We start from the raw sequence: 13,788 nt of genomic DNA on the forward strand, positions 1-13,788 counted from the left end.
GAATTCTCCTATCGCTGAACCGTAGTCCAGCGTCACGAACAGAGCCGTCATGCAAAATCATTCTGCTTAGGGAGTAGGAAGGCGGAATACATCTTCTCGCCAGCGTTAAAGCTGCGACTAATATTCAGTGAAAGGCTTTTTATTCCTTTAAGTTTTGGCAGGTTCCCGCGCCGAGACGCATTCACTGCGCGAGAGGCGGTTGCACGGTCATTTGAAACCAGACTTTCGCGGCCAACGCTGTTGAGGCCGCGGTTGAGATGGTGGTTCGCCAAATATGGTGGTGTATTGCGCGGAAGGTACAGTGCAGATATGGATTCGCCCACTAGCAGCATCAGGAGCGGACATTGCAAGTTCTCGTGCGCGACAACAATGTTGATCACGCTTTGCGTTTTCTGAAGAAGAAATTGCAGCAAGAAGGCGTGTTTCGGGAAATGCGACTTCGAGAGCATTACGAAAAACCTTCCCAGAAACGAGCGCGAGAAAAGGCCGAAGGAATTCGGAGAACGCGTAAGCTCGCGCAGAAAAAGATGAACCGAGAACTGGGCATCGCCAGTCCGAAGAAGGCAAAGCTCGCCGCACGCCCGAAACCTGGGCTTTAGCTACCGCCTAACGCCGCGCCCAAATCGCCATAGGGCTCGATTGTTGGTGGCCGGATCGACTGAAAGGGTAGAATCGAAGACGGGCTTCAGGCTGCCTTTCGTCGATTGCCCGCAGACCGACCGATTGCAGACGACAATCAAAAGTCGGTTCGGGATAAATGCATTACGCTTTCCAACTACTCAAGAAGCACTGGGCGTTCCTGGAGGAGGCGACCGCCGTCGTCCCTATGAGTGGCGAAGGATCGCTGCCATGCCGTAAACAGTAGGGTTTTCTTTAATCAAAAATCCCTAATTTAACCTCAGCAGCAAGCTCCTCCCCTTCGTATGCTGCTGTCGTTTTAGAAACTTGGCCCAGGCACTCGCCCTGGGCATTTTTCTTTGCCGAGAGTAGAAGTTGACCGAGTGCGCTGTCTTGTTGCCGCACGCCACACATCCGCCAGGCTAAAGCAGATCATGCTCGCTAGCACTGACGTTAGGAATTCTCGAGGCGAATGCTGGCTCCTGGCGCGGGTGGCACCGCCCATATTGGGGCCGGCGCGAGATGGTCACAGTGCTGTTGCAGAGCCTTTTGGTGATCCTCACGGCAGGATGGATCGTTCATGGGGCTTGAACGGGAACGAAGATCGGTTCGCAAGTCCCGCTTGGCAGGCGCAACGGCAGACGGATCCGCTTTCGACAGAGTGCTCAAGCGACCAACGGCAGATGGCGCAGATGCTGACGTGGTCTAGCGGAACCTGACCAATCCTTGACCGACCCGCTGTGCGTCGACGCTATCTTTCGAAAGTACGTGTTGGTCAGGAATCGTACCGCGCCCTGCTTTCCACTGGACTCCGCTCACAAAGTATCAATGATCGTGACAGGAGCGATCAGGAGGAAAGCGATGACTGAGAGAACTTGGAACGCGCCCGTCAATGTGGCATTGCCGGGGATCGGGCGCAGGGACGTCAATGGGCCATTTGAGGCGCTGGCGCTTTTAACTGAAGGCTGGCCGGCAATGACAGGACCCCATTTCGTTCGGGCCAAGATCGCCTGCAAGGCGGCGCTCGACGAAAGACTTACGGCGGAACAGGCGCGACGCGCATTTGAAAAGGCTGCGGCGGAAGCAAACCGAAATCTGAACTAAGGACAAACGGTAGCAGACCTTGGCGCCAACTGATGTTTCCGTGGTGACCGCTTTGGCGAATGCAGACTGATCGAACTTGTGAAATTCCGACACCGCGCGCGATTTAGGCCCCGTCCAGCAGCAGGCCTTCCACAATCATGAACGCTCGCATGGCGGCACTTAGAAGCCGGCTGCTCAGTAATAGGAACCAGCCGGGAATGTGCAGCTTTCTGCCCACCGGAGCCGCGTGAACTCTAGCGCTGCACTGAGTGCAGGAACTCCGCCCTACGGGCTTACCCAGGTGTGTCAGGCGGTTGCCATAACTCGATAGGATTACCTTCTGGATCATGGATACGGGCAAAACGGCCGGCCTCTGAGTCCCACTCTGCGCGAGTTTCCACTGCGATCCCGCTCGCCGTCAGGGCAGCTTTGAGTCCATCGAGATCATCCACCCTGAAGTTGATCATCCATTGCTGTTCTGACCGCCCAAAATAGTCGGTACTTTCAGAGAACGGACCAAAAATTGTCGGGCCTGCCTGCTGCTGCCAAACGGACTTGTGCAGGTCGGCGATCTCTAGATGCTTCTCATACCATTGGGCGAGACCTCCCGGGTCAACTGCCCTGAAGAAAAGTCCACCGATTCCAATCACCTTCGGCATGAAATTTCCCTGGAACCACGGCGGGATCATGCACTTCACGAGCCCGGAGAGCAAGCGAGGGTCGAAGTATCCGGTGCCTCCGCGAGCGCGACTGCTGTTCCGGTCGCTACAAAAAACGCGAAGCACTCATCTTCACCCGCGACGATACTGACGTTTCCTCGTGTAGCCATAAATCGTCGCGGCTTTCGCACTTATCGACTTCCCGGCGTCTTTTGCATGCGCCTCGGGTTACAGGAGCCTGCCGATGTCGTTAGCGGGGGTGCCGGATGCGGAGCCTGTTCGACCCACCGCATCCGCAAGCTGTTCAATGGTCACGGGGCCATTGGCTCTCAGGATAACCTCGCCGTCGAAATTCAACAGGACGACCTGAAACGCCCCCGACATCCCCTCGGAAAGCGCTTGACGTAGTTCTGCAACCGGAAGGTCGGTTGGGCGACCATTCAACAATGCCGGTTGCCCATCTGCTGGAACACAGGCTACCCACATATTCATTTCTCGAATCGCGTCGCCGTTGATCTTGAGCAGTTCATTCTGCCAAACTCGCAGCGCGCCGGCCGTGTCCTCAAAAATCACCACGAGAAGCCGGCCGGCTGCGATCTGCTCCACAAGCTTCTCCGCCTGCTGAGGCACCTGGCCAGTGATTTCAGCGATGAGCGATTGCAAAACCATGACTGCTCCTCCCGGTTTCGTGGTGCGCGAACTGTTTGGAGAGGACGAAGTTCCATCGGTCGACGACCAACTAGCCACGTTCGTCGGATTCTCATTCGCATCGTCGCGTGCGTTATGGGATTTCGGGTGATCGGACATCTGAAAGAAACATTCGATCCTGTCGAAGTTACCTGCGGATCTCGAAACTCGTGCCTCGGCCGGCTTCAGGGGTCCATCCGTAGGTACCGAAGAAAGGCAGCGTGCCTCCAATGAGTTACATCCCGAAGACACTGCTGGTCGCGAATTCAATGGCCGCTGTAGACGGCGCGTCCGCCCCAACATCCTTGCAAAGGTGTTGGCGTAGCAATACTGCCCGGAGCCGACGTAGGGGATAGGTTTCATGGAAAGGCCCCCGAGATGGGTACGAGAGGCAAGATAAGAGCGGCATTTTCAGGAAATTCGTCCACCGTCGCTTGGCACTAGGCCAAGTCTGCATTCGCTCTGAAGCACATATTAGGGACAATGATCTGTTTAAATGCCTTTTTCTGAAAGAGTCTGGGCGCACTGCGGGGTCGAGCGCGACCGCCAAATTATAGTTCCGATACATGCTTCGTTAAAGCCTGCCTCCTATTCCCCCTCGCCCTCGGCACGGGTGTCTGAGAGAAATGGAATGAGCGTGCCCAAACAGGATATTTCATCACGTCATTTTCAACGAAAAATCTCGGAATTCTGCGAGCTGCGCATTGCGCCGATCGCACCGAAGCGGGTGCTGGAAAATATCCGCCCCTATCTCATCAACCTGATCATTTACCGGAAGCCGCCACCGATCCTGAATGGTCGCCTTGACTGGACGACGTATCGCGCTGAGGGTTGGAGCGGAGAAGCAGAAGCTCGAGGATATCAAAATCGTCCAGCGCCGATTCGCCAAAGCTCTGGTATTTCTCCCTAAGGGGGCCGCGATGGTCCGGGACCTTCATTGATCCCCCCAATAGCGAATGCATGACGATGTCTGGCAGGAGATTACAGGCGGGCCGACACTCGCAGACCTGTCGTCCGGGCGCAAGCGTGGCAGCCCGTTGAGGCCGACATAAATCTCGTTCTATCGGATAGTGCCTGTCACGATGGGATCGAATTTGTCGAGTTGGTCCCAAGCAAGCGACGCGCCAAACAGCAGCACCGCAATAATCGGGATAACCAAAAGCACGGCACCACCGGGAACACGCATGACAAAACCTCTCAGCGATTGAGCCACGGACTCATGCTCCGACTTCGTTACCGAAAAGTTAATTGCGGCTTATTTTAAAACAGGAAGACACAACCGTCTGTGCTTCTTCTCCGATTCCACTCCCTTGCTGAGGAGGGACAGCTGATGGCGGAATCCCGATGTTACAGATGAGTTGTGGACACGATGCCGATCGTCGATGAACAGACGGGACGGCCTGCGGTACAGGAAAGTGCGCGTTCAGGGAGGGACGTAGGCGTGCGCTCGGTCGGTCGAAGAGCATCATCAGGAATGGCTAACTCGCCAGTGACGATGTGGCCGGCGAGTTAGCCCTCGTTATTTTTCCCTCAGGTTTTCGTTGCCTGATCTCGCGCGTCGAGAAAGTAGCGGTTCTACCGCTCCAAGACACGTCGCGCCATGGCTGCACTTCCTTCAGCTCGTCGGTACATGACTTTCTTCTCACGGCTTAGGCTTGTTTTAGCGAGCCAGCGATAACCGACTTCGCTCTGATGCGCGCGGCCTTGCGATAGGCTCGAGGTGTGAGGCCCGTTTCCATCCGGAAGTAGCGATTGAAGTTGGACAGGTTGTTGAAGCCGGCCTCGAAACAGACGTCGGTGATCGTTGTCTCTGTCTCCGCAAGCAGTGTGCGGGCCCGCCAGACGCGGACCGAACGGCTGTAGTCGGAGAAGTTCATGCCCGTGAGACGCCGAAAGGCGCGCGAGAAGGCAGAGGGCTCGAAACCGACCTGTTCCGCCACCTCGTGCATCTGCGCGCCGGGATTCGATTGCAGGATCTGTATCGCCTGGTCGATCCGACGGTGCCTGCGGTCCGACACCTGATTATAGACTGAGAGAAAGTGTTCGCTCGCAAGCAGGCGCTTCGGCGATGCAGCCTCGATGTCCTGCAGAATTTCCAGAAAGAGCCCTAGTCCGCCCCGGTGGCCGACGGCGTGCAGTTCAAGGATCTTGGCCCCGATGGCGAAGGCCTCTGGACCCAAAACCTCAATCCCGCGCTGAGCGAGTGGCTTCAGTCGATGGAGCACGTCAAACTCGGGACAGATCGCACGGACGCCAATCAGGGCATCCGCGTCGAATTGTAGGACCAGGTCGCGGCCGGGGATCTCCGGTGCGCCGGGTGTAATCCAATTATGCGGCAGATTGGTGCCCGTGAGCATGAGGTGTCCCGGCCGAAAGGGGCCAATATAGTCACCGACGTAGGCGAAGCCACTCGCACCCGGGATGAAATGGATCTCCCATTCCGGATGATAGTTCCAGATGCAGATCGGATTGGGATAGTCGTCCCGCCGGATCAGATAGGAGGCGCCTCCTGGCAGGACGATCTGCTCGCGCGTGGCAGTGAAGGTTTCGGAGATCGACTGCGGAAAATCTGATGCAATAGGCATTCACAGACTCATGTTGTTGCGGACAGATGTCAAAATAATACTAGTTCTGCGACGAAGACAAACTAGTTCGCGCTGATAGCCTGCGCAAAAATGCCCCCTGTCGATGGTAAGGGAGTTTACCATCTGAGGGAGGAAATCATGACACTCAATGCTCTCCGTGCCGGTTGCGCGGTCATCGCCATGCTTGCCGCATCCAATGCTCTTGCCGCCGCACAATGCACCGACGACGTGCGCGTCCTGGCACAGCCGCGTGACGGTCTCACACTTCTCGAGGACTATGTGGACGAGTTCGAAGAGCTCTCGGGCGCGGGCTTCGAGATCAGCTATCTCAACGAAAATGACCGCCGCGCAAAGTCGCAGGCCGACGCCTCGACCGTTGGCAGCTTCGACGTTTACTACGTCGATGAAGCTAACCTTGCACTTTTTGCCTCGTCCGGCTGGATCGTCCCCCTCGGGGGCTTCTACCCGGCCGAATATGACTACAACGACTTCGATGCCGGCATGCGGGCTGCAGCCACCTATAATGGCAAGCAGTGGTTTGCGCCGGTGCAGGGCGGCGGCGACCTGATGGTCTACCGCACCGATCTCCTGAAAAAGGCCGGCATTGCGCCACCAAAGACGTGGGACGAATATCTCGCCGCCGTACAGAAGCTGCATGACCCGGCGAACGGCGTCTACGGAACCGCCCTGCGCGGCCAACGTGGCTCAGGCGCTAACGTGTGGCGCTGGATGCCCTTCTTTAAGGCCAATGGCGGTGAGTGGTTCAAGGACGGCAAGCCGTCCTTCAACTCGGATGCCGCCTTGAAAGCGACCAAGACCTATCTCGAGCTCTTCAAGTACTCGGCACCTGGCACGCAGACCGGTTCCTGGGACGAATCCACCGGCGCTTTCCGCTCCGGCAAGGTGGCAATCATCATCGAATCCGCCCCGCTCGGCGGCATGTCCGTCGACAAGGCGCAGAGCCAGGTCGCCGACAAGGTCGCCTTCTCCGTACCGCCCTCGCCACTGCCGGGTGGCGGCTACGCCCATGGTTTTGCCATCGCGTCCAAGGCAAACGCGACGGATAAGGAAAAGGCCTGCGCCGGTCTCTTTGTCGCCTGGGCCACGTCCAAGGAGCAGGAGGCCCGTCGCCTCGCCGCAGGGCAGCCGGGCGAACTGACGCGCACCAGCACCTATCAGAGCCCGGAATATGCCAAGACCTTCGGCCAGAATCTTGCCGACGCCATGGCTGCGACAGGCGAGAAAACCACTGTCACCTTCTGGCAGGATCCGCGCTGGCAGGAACTGGGTAACCAGTGGGGCATCATGCTGGAAGAACTGATCACCGGCAGCCGCACCGACATCAAGGCGACGCTGACCGAACTTGAAGCCTTCGCCGCCAAGCTCTGACACTTCCTGAGCCCTCTAGCGGGCGCGTTTGTTGACGCGCCCCTTTTCCCATCCGAGGATTTGCCATGCGCCGCGGCCGCTCGCTGCCCTACGTTTTTCTGGGACCCACATTGGGTATCCTGATCGTGCTCGCACTCGTGCCGACGATCTACGCGATCAACATATCGCTCCAAAATCGCACCCTTTCGGCCCCCAATGCAGACTATGTCTGGTTCGCCAATTACCTCGCGCTGTTTTCGGACGCCCGCTTCCTCAATGCGCTCTGGGTCTCCTTCAAGTGGGAGATCATCAGCGTGACTGCGACCATGGTGACGGGGCTCGCCATTGGGATTGCGATGTTCGAGGCAGCGAGCCCGCGCATGCGCAACATCCTCTGCGTGCTCTTCATCATTCCGGTCCTTCTGCCCCGCGTCTGCGCTGCTTTTGTCTGGAAATTCGCCTTTCACCCGCTCTATGGCGCGCTGACCTGGCCGGTCAGGGAACTCACCGGTATCACGCCGGACATTCTCTCGACCCCGCTTGGCGCACTTCTCGCCGTCGCCTTCGTCGATGTCTGGCAATGGGGTCTGTTCTTCACGGTCATCATCCTGAAGCTTCTCGAATCCCTGCCGCCGCAGCCGCTTGAAGCTGCACGGATCGACCGGGCGACCCGCTTCGAGATCCACCGTTTTGTCACCCTGCCGATGCTGAAGGCGCCGCTGATCAGCCTGCTGCTTGTCAAGGCAATCGAAAGCCTGCGCTCCTTTGATCTGGTTTATGTCATGACGCGCGGTGGTCCCGGCATCTCCACCGAGACGCTCGACATGTATGCCTATTCCCAAGGCTTCATCGAAGCGGGCAAGATCTCCTACGCCTCATCCATGGCCGTCATCATGATGGTGCTGACCATCGTCACCTTCACCTTCACCTGGAAGAGGCTCAATCGATGAAGCTCTCGACCCTCCTGCTCAAGCTTTTGCTCCTTTTTGCCGCCGCCTTGGTCGTGCTGCCGCTGCTATGGACCTTGCTCAACGCCTTCAAGACCAATGCAGATCTCCTGGTTTCGACGCCGAAGCTGGTCTTCCAACCGGTCTGGGACAATATGAGCTATGTCCTGAACCGCCGCTCGGTTGCACGGGCGCTCACCAATTCTCTGATCATCTGCTCGAGCGCCGTGCTGCTCGGTGCCGTCCTCGGAGTGCCGGCGGCTTATGTGATCGCCCGGTTCAAGAACCGTATCACGGCGGAAGCGCAGTTCTTCGTCCTGTCCCTCCGCTTCCTCCCCCCAGTCGCAATCGCCATCCCCATGCTGGTCATCTGGCTCGGCCTCGATCTCTACGACACCCGCCTGTCGTTGATCGTGACCTATCTCATCGTGACCGCCTCGATCACGATCTGGTTGTCAGTGCCGGCCTTCGAGCGCGTCAGCCTGCATGTCGAGGAGGCCGCCCGTGTCGACGGACTTGGCCCATACGCGACCTTCTTCCGCGTCGCGCTGCCGATCGCCCGTTTCCAGGTCTTCGGCGCCATCGCCTTCTCCTTCGTCCTGGTCTGGAACGAGTTTCTGCTTGCCATGATGCTCACGACCTCGAAGGCGAAGACCCTGCCGATCATCGCCTCCGAAATGTCGCAGCTCGGCATGAACGTGCCCTGGGGCATCCTGAACGCTGCCGTCGTCCTTTTGTCTCTGCCACCGCTGATCCTTCTCGGGGTCCTTGCCGGTGGGCTCAACGCCGCATTCTCCAAGAAAATTGATCAAGGTTGACCTTCATGAAAGCACTTGTCCTCGAACGTGTCGGCGAACTTTCCCTGCGCGACATCGAACTGCCACAGCAGATGGGACCGGACGACGTTCGCATCCGCATACACACGGTCGGAGTCTGCGGCAGCGACGTTCATTATTACACCCATGGCCGCATCGGTGACTTCATCGTCAACGAGCCCATGGTTCTCGGCCATGAGGCAGCTGGAACCGTCACGGAAATCGGTGCCAACGTCACCCATCTGAAGCCTGGAGACCGTGTCTGCATGGAGCCTGGCATCCCCGATCCCAAGTCGCGGGCCTCGCGGCTTGGTATTTACAATGTCGATCCCGCCGTCACCTTCTGGGCAACGCCGCCCGTGCATGGCGTGCTCTGCCCCGAGACTGTGCATCCGGCAAGCTTCACCTACAAGCTGCCGGACAATGTCTCGTTTGCCGAAGGCGCCATGGTCGAACCTTTCGCCGTCGGCATGCAGGCGGCTGCCCGGGCGAAAATCACCCCTGGCGACACGGCGGTGGTCACCGGTTGCGGCACGATCGGCATCATGGTGGCGCTGGCGGCGCTTGCCGGCGGCTGCTCGCGCGTCCTGATCTCGGACATTTCCGAGACGAAGCTGAAGCTTGCCGAAAGCTATGGCGGTATCACCGGCGTCAATCTCAGGCAGGTAGATCTCATTGAGACGGTCAACGACGCGACCGAAGGCTGGGGCTCAGACATCGTCTTTGAATGCTCCGGCGCACCGGCAGCGATCCGCGATCTGTTCAAGGTGGTCAGGCCAGGTGGCACCGTCGTGCTCGTTGGCCTGCCGCCGGAACCCGTCGCAGTCGACCTTGCAGCGGCCTGCTTCCGCGAATGCCGCATCGAAACGGTCTTCCGCTACGCCAACGTCTTTGACCGGGCCCTCGCCCTGATTGCCGCCGGCAAGGTGGATCTCCAGCCCCTGATATCGGGCACCTACGGCTTCGATCAGTCGATCGCTGCCTTCGAACGCGCTGCCGAAGGGCGGCCGGAAGACGTCAAGCTGCAGATCGTCGTGGACAGGGAGGGGAACTGATGGCCATCGTCGAATGCCGGGCCATCCGCAAGGTCTACGGCGCACTTGAAGTCATGCGCGATTTCGACCTGAAGGTCGACGATCATGAATTCGTTGTCTTCCTCGGTCCGTCAGGTTGCGGAAAATCCACCATGCTGCGGATGATCGCGGGGCTCGAAGAGATCTCGGGCGGCGAGCTTCTGATCGGTGGCGCGAGGATGAATGACCGTGACCCCGGGGACCGGGGCATCGCGATGGTCTTCCAGAACTACGCCCTCTATCCGCATATGAGCGTGCGCGAGAACATAACCTTTGGCCTTGAGCGTTCCGGCGTCGGCAAGGCCGCGATCGACGACCGGCTCGCTCCGGTGGTTGAGGCCCTGGGCCTGGGTGTCTACCTCGCCCGCAAGCCGGCAGAACTGTCGGGTGGCCAGCAGCAACGCGTTGCGATCGCACGCGCGATGATCAAGACGCCCGAGGTGTTTCTCTTCGACGAGCCGCTCTCCAACCTCGATGCCAAGCTGCGCGGCAGCCTCCGGGTCGAGATCGCGCGGCTCCATCGTGACCTGAAGACGACGAGCATCTATGTCACCCACGATCAGCTCGAAGCGATGACGCTCGCTGATCGGATCGTGCTGATGAAGGACGGCCGCATCGAGCAGATGGGCACACCCGAGGAGATCTACCAGGCACCGGCGACGGTCTTCGCCGCCGGGTTCATAGGCACGCCGAACATGAACTTTCTGCAATTGCAGTTGACGGAAGAATGGCTCGGCGACAACCTCGTCAAATTCGCAGCACCTGCTGGAATTCGCCAGGGAGAGGTAACCGTTGGGATCCGGCCCGGCTCATTCCGCGTGAGCGAGGAAGCCCAGGGATTTCGCGGTACGGTCGAACGCAACGAGTTTCATGGAGAAACACGCCTCATCAGTCTGAAAAATGAGCGTCACGAGATCAATATCTCAGTTCCGGCGCACATTAGGCCCGCAATCGGTGAGGTGCTTGGTGTTGAAGTGGCTTCCTCCGACATCCACGTATTCGATCCGGGCACCGGACTGAGGTTAAACTAGGATCGTTGTTGTTGGACCGATGATTGCGTCCCGTCGATGGCGGGACGCCTCTGAGCATATCGCCCTGAGCGTGCTGAGGGATATCTGAGTTATGCAGCCCTGTTCAACAGAGTTCAGAGCAGGCGATGCTCGAAGCGGTTCAGGGGCTCCAGGTGTTCAGCTGCACGTCTGATGAAGCCACCCAGGCCGGTCGCCAGCCCTTAAGCGTAGTTGACCGGCAGCCAATCGAAATTCGTGCTGTCTTTCCGCACATGCCCGATGCCCGGAAAGGCGATATGCGCACCTGCCACTAGATATTTGCCTTCCACCGCCCGCTTGAACGCAATGTCGCGTGCAGCCACGGCGGCCTTTTGGTCGATATCGAATTCGATCGCCACGCCGGGTTGGTCGAATTGCAGAATATCGCCATGGGTGATGTCGCCCCAAAATATGATCTTCTGGCCTTCGCTTTCCAGCGTGATGGCGCTGTGACCCGGCGTATGTCCCGCGTAAAGAATGGAGCCAAGACCGGGAACGGGCGCTGCATTATCCGCGAAGGTTGCGAATTTTCCGGCTTTAACATATGGCGTCACGCACTGATCCGCCTCGCCAAAATGCTGCTTGACGATGCCGGTCGCCGCCGTGGCGTTTACCGCACTCAGCCAGAATTTGGCCTCCCGCTCATTGACCCGCAATGTGGCGTTCGGGAAGGTGCGCTTGCCATTGCTCATCAACCCGCCGGAATGATCGGTGTGAATATGGGTGAGGACGACATCATCGATGTCATCCATCTTGTAACCGGACGCTTCGATGTTGGACACGAGTTTGCCGAGCGATGGCCCTAGATAGGCACCGGTGCCTGCGTCGATCAGTACCAGTCTTTCCCCGGTGTTGACGAGGAAGGCGTTGACGGAGGTTGGAACGAGTTCTGGCAGAAAGGCATCATTCAACACGCTCTGCGCATGTTGTTCGCTGGTGTTGGTGTACAGCTTGGCCAGCGGCAGAGCGACGGTGCCGTCCGACAGGGCCGTGACCTCTGCGGAGCCGATTTTAAGCCGGTAGAAACCAGGTGCCTGATCAACGGCATAGGGTGCCTTGGCGAAGGCGATTGACGGTGCGACGAAGGGTGCGGCGATCAAGCCGCTTAGAGCAGTTTTGAGAATAGAACGACGGGATGGCATTGGTTTACTCCATGGGTGATGCTTCGGAATGGCTTGCAAGTTCCTGCCCATCAGCTAAGGATGCCTTGGTCAGCAATCAAATCGATACCATTCATGCAAGTCATCGATCATTTCAATCTACGTTCCTTCGACCTCAATCTCCTCGTTGCCTTCGACGCAATGATGGAAGAGATGAGTGTGACCCGTGCGGCCCAGCGGTTGAAAATCCAGCAGCCTGCCATGAGCCACAATATATCCACCCTGCGCACGCTGTTTCAGGATGAGCTTTTCATCCGTGTAGGACAGGTGATGAAACCCACGGCACGTGCGCTCAACTTGTCTGGTCCGGTGCGGCAGGCGTTGCGGCAGGCGCAGGCGGCGGTGTTGACGGCGGACGCATTCGATCCGGCCACCGAGCAACGCACATTCCGGCTGGGGCTTTCCAGCGAGGTGGAACTACTACTGCTGCCCGATCTGACGGCGCGTCTGCGGGATATCGCGCCGGGCATCCGTATTCTGGCCCGTGGCGGTGATGCGCAGGAGGTCGACGCGATGCTCGATGCAGGCGTCGTCGATCTGTCTGTGGGGTGCAGTTATCTGCCGGACTCACGGCACCACTGCGAACCGCTGTATCAGTCCAGCGTACTGTGCTGTTTTAATCCGCAATTGCTGAAGCTCTCCAATCCGGTAGGCCTTGATGCCTATATGGCCGCACAACACGCGGTGATCTCCCAGACCGACAGCCTGCATGGCTGCGTCAAGGATGCTCTGGAGCATGCGGGTGCCGAACTGGAAGTGGTGGCGGCAGCACCCGATTTCATGTCGATTTTGGCCACGGCGCGTTCGTCTGCGGTGATCGCCACCGTATCATCGCGCATCGCGGCCCGTTATGGGCCGCTGTTGGGACTCGAGGTCAGTCCGGTGCCACTGGCGCTTTCTTTTCCACCGGTGGCTATGGTCTGGCCGCTTCAGATGGACAGCGATCTTGGCTGCGCATGGTTGCGGCAGCAAATCCGCGACGCGATGCTGAGGACGAACGGGAGCAACGTCGCGGATATCGCAGCGTGACGTGCGGGTGTATTGAAGGCCACGCCGTCAAGGGACACGAGCCTGCAGCCCGTCCAAAATTTCCACCAGGCGCTGGTGCGGCACAAGCCCGACGCCGACCGGCAGAACCACGAGGAAATGGGCTTCCATGACGGCTGGGCACATGCCTCAACCAGCTCCAAGTGCTACCCTGGAGACCGCATCAACGGCTCGATCGGGATCTTCGGCGGAACCGCTCACGCTGACGGTCCAACCGGTCGAATTCGACTAAATCGTTGGGTTTGCGGTCTCGCACCACGTAACCGCTGTCCGAAATGCGGAAAATAATGACCTACAAAGCGTGAAGCCGTTACATTTGACGGCCGTGTCACGCTCGATTGACGGCAAGGTTGTCATGTGCCTTGCCAACAGACTGCTTGGTGGCTCGAACGGGAAAAACGGTCGAGCCACCTCTTTTGTGGGCAATAGGCGACCGGTCCCTGCTCGACCACCTTGCCGCGATAGATCACCGCGACATCGTCGCAGATATAGCGGATGACGCCGAGATCGTGGCTGATAAAAAAGTAGGTGAGGCCGAGGTCGGCTCGTCGAGGATCAGGAATTCCAGATTGACCGCCACCGCCCGGCCAATGCCGATGGGCTGCCGATGCCCGCCTGAAAAATCGTACGGTATAGGGGTAGCCTTCAAGCTGAAGCCCGACGTGACCCGCAGCGTCCCAATCCGGTTCAAAGTCTT

General features: G+C 58.6%; 13 protein-coding genes and 2 pseudogenes. 9 read left to right on the forward strand and 6 right to left on the reverse strand.

What is annotated here, in order from left to right:
* The first annotated feature begins 344 nt into the window (after positions 1 to 344).
* The gene (rpsU, locus tag C5J22_RS18760; RefSeq protein ID WP_105439427.1) at positions 345 to 599 is read left to right on the forward strand and encodes a 30S ribosomal protein S21; all 255 of its coding nucleotides are present in this window, start codon (positions 345 to 347) and stop codon (positions 597 to 599) included.
* A gap of 880 nt (positions 600 to 1,479) precedes the next feature.
* Complete coding sequence (locus tag C5J22_RS18765; RefSeq protein WP_105439428.1) at positions 1,480 to 1,722, forward strand: DUF982 domain-containing protein; 243 nt, start codon at positions 1,480 to 1,482, stop codon at positions 1,720 to 1,722.
* A 272-nt stretch (positions 1,723 to 1,994) separates the two neighbouring features.
* Here C5J22_RS18765 and C5J22_RS18770 read toward each other — a convergent pair whose 3' ends face one another.
* The gene (locus C5J22_RS18770) at positions 1,995 to 2,360 is read right to left on the reverse strand and encodes a VOC family protein (RefSeq protein ID WP_105439515.1); all 366 of its coding nucleotides are present in this window, start codon (positions 2,358 to 2,360) and stop codon (positions 1,995 to 1,997) included.
* A gap of 228 nt (positions 2,361 to 2,588) precedes the next feature.
* On the reverse strand, positions 2,589 to 3,029 hold the full coding sequence (locus tag C5J22_RS18775; RefSeq protein ID WP_105439429.1) for a hypothetical protein: 441 nt from the start codon (positions 3,027 to 3,029) through the stop codon (positions 2,589 to 2,591).
* A gap of 649 nt (positions 3,030 to 3,678) precedes the next feature.
* Here C5J22_RS18775 and C5J22_RS18780 point away from each other — a divergent pair.
* Positions 3,679 to 3,861 (forward strand): annotated as a pseudogene (locus C5J22_RS18780) (hypothetical protein); the annotation flags it as partial.
* A 246-nt stretch (positions 3,862 to 4,107) separates the two neighbouring features.
* Here C5J22_RS18780 and C5J22_RS31285 read toward each other — a convergent pair.
* The gene (locus C5J22_RS31285; protein ID WP_172746696.1) at positions 4,108 to 4,260 is read right to left on the reverse strand and encodes a hypothetical protein; all 153 of its coding nucleotides are present in this window, start codon (positions 4,258 to 4,260) and stop codon (positions 4,108 to 4,110) included.
* A 436-nt stretch (positions 4,261 to 4,696) separates the two neighbouring features.
* Positions 4,697 to 5,632: an AraC family transcriptional regulator gene (locus tag C5J22_RS18785; RefSeq protein ID WP_105403614.1), complete on the reverse strand. Its 936-nt coding sequence runs from the start codon at positions 5,630 to 5,632 to the stop codon at positions 4,697 to 4,699.
* A 138-nt stretch (positions 5,633 to 5,770) separates the two neighbouring features.
* Here C5J22_RS18785 and C5J22_RS18790 point away from each other — a divergent pair, with 138 nt between their 5' ends.
* The 5 genes from C5J22_RS18790 to C5J22_RS18810 all read left to right on the forward strand — a co-directional run bounded on the left by C5J22_RS18790 (position 5,771) and on the right by C5J22_RS18810 (position 10,866).
* Complete coding sequence (locus C5J22_RS18790; RefSeq protein WP_105403615.1) at positions 5,771 to 7,021, forward strand: sugar ABC transporter substrate-binding protein; 1,251 nt, start codon at positions 5,771 to 5,773, stop codon at positions 7,019 to 7,021.
* A gap of 65 nt (positions 7,022 to 7,086) precedes the next feature.
* Entirely contained in the window at positions 7,087 to 7,950 is an 864-nt protein-coding gene (locus tag C5J22_RS18795) for a carbohydrate ABC transporter permease (RefSeq protein ID WP_105439430.1), read from the forward strand.
* Positions 7,947 to 8,765 (forward strand): carbohydrate ABC transporter permease, encoded by an 819-nt coding sequence (locus C5J22_RS18800; protein WP_105439431.1) that lies wholly within the window; start codon positions 7,947 to 7,949, stop codon positions 8,763 to 8,765. The genes C5J22_RS18795 and C5J22_RS18800 overlap by 4 nt, the downstream gene beginning before the upstream one ends.
* A 5-nt stretch (positions 8,766 to 8,770) precedes the next feature.
* The gene (locus tag C5J22_RS18805; protein WP_105439516.1) at positions 8,771 to 9,817 is read left to right on the forward strand and encodes an NAD(P)-dependent alcohol dehydrogenase; all 1,047 of its coding nucleotides are present in this window, start codon (positions 8,771 to 8,773) and stop codon (positions 9,815 to 9,817) included.
* Entirely contained in the window at positions 9,817 to 10,866 is a 1,050-nt protein-coding gene (locus C5J22_RS18810; protein ID WP_105439432.1) for an ABC transporter ATP-binding protein, read from the forward strand. The genes C5J22_RS18805 and C5J22_RS18810 overlap by 1 nt, the downstream gene beginning before the upstream one ends.
* Positions 10,867 to 11,066: 200 nt before the next feature.
* Here the strand turns inward: C5J22_RS18810 and C5J22_RS18815 are convergent, their stop codons facing one another.
* Complete coding sequence (locus C5J22_RS18815) at positions 11,067 to 12,026, reverse strand: MBL fold metallo-hydrolase (RefSeq protein ID WP_105439433.1); 960 nt, start codon at positions 12,024 to 12,026, stop codon at positions 11,067 to 11,069.
* 93 nt (positions 12,027 to 12,119) lie between these two features.
* Between C5J22_RS18815 and C5J22_RS18820 the strand changes: the two genes are divergently transcribed.
* The gene (locus C5J22_RS18820; protein WP_105403620.1) at positions 12,120 to 13,073 is read left to right on the forward strand and encodes a LysR family transcriptional regulator; all 954 of its coding nucleotides are present in this window, start codon (positions 12,120 to 12,122) and stop codon (positions 13,071 to 13,073) included.
* Positions 13,074 to 13,528: 455 nt separating this feature from the next.
* On the opposite strand, the pseudogene C5J22_RS31720 reads toward C5J22_RS18820, so the two are convergent.
* Positions 13,529 to 13,722: pseudogene (locus C5J22_RS31720) on the reverse strand (ABC transporter ATP-binding protein); the annotation flags it as partial.
* Between the last annotated feature and the right edge of the window lie 66 nt (positions 13,723 to 13,788).

This window comes from Neorhizobium sp. T25_13 (genome assembly GCF_002968675.1).
Lineage (GTDB): Bacteria > Pseudomonadota > Alphaproteobacteria > Rhizobiales > Rhizobiaceae > Neorhizobium > Neorhizobium tomejilense.

Bases quoted from the DNA above. Each gene is read 5' to 3' on its own strand.
- C5J22_RS18790 (WP_105403615.1), top strand. From the start codon at position 5,771: ATGACACTCAATGCTCTCCGTGCCGGTTGCGCGGTCATCGCCATGCTT.
- C5J22_RS18800 (WP_105439431.1), top strand. From the start codon at position 7,947: ATGAAGCTCTCGACCCTCCTGCTCAAGCTTTTGCTCCTTTTTGCCGCC.
- C5J22_RS18765 (WP_105439428.1), top strand. From the start codon at position 1,480: ATGACTGAGAGAACTTGGAACGCGCCCGTCAATGTGGCATTGCCGGGG.
- C5J22_RS18770 (WP_105439515.1), bottom strand. From the start codon at position 2,360: ATGCCGAAGGTGATTGGAATCGGTGGACTTTTCTTCAGGGCAGTTGAC.
- C5J22_RS18785 (WP_105403614.1), bottom strand. From the start codon at position 5,632: ATGCCTATTGCATCAGATTTTCCGCAGTCGATCTCCGAAACCTTCACT.
- C5J22_RS18815 (WP_105439433.1), bottom strand. From the start codon at position 12,026: ATGCCATCCCGTCGTTCTATTCTCAAAACTGCTCTAAGCGGCTTGATC.
- C5J22_RS18810 (WP_105439432.1), top strand. From the start codon at position 9,817: ATGGCCATCGTCGAATGCCGGGCCATCCGCAAGGTCTACGGCGCACTT.
- C5J22_RS18805 (WP_105439516.1), top strand. From the start codon at position 8,771: ATGAAAGCACTTGTCCTCGAACGTGTCGGCGAACTTTCCCTGCGCGAC.
- C5J22_RS18795 (WP_105439430.1), top strand. From the start codon at position 7,087: ATGCGCCGCGGCCGCTCGCTGCCCTACGTTTTTCTGGGACCCACATTG.
- C5J22_RS18775 (WP_105439429.1), bottom strand. From the start codon at position 3,029: ATGGTTTTGCAATCGCTCATCGCTGAAATCACTGGCCAGGTGCCTCAG.
- C5J22_RS18820 (WP_105403620.1), top strand. From the start codon at position 12,120: ATGCAAGTCATCGATCATTTCAATCTACGTTCCTTCGACCTCAATCTC.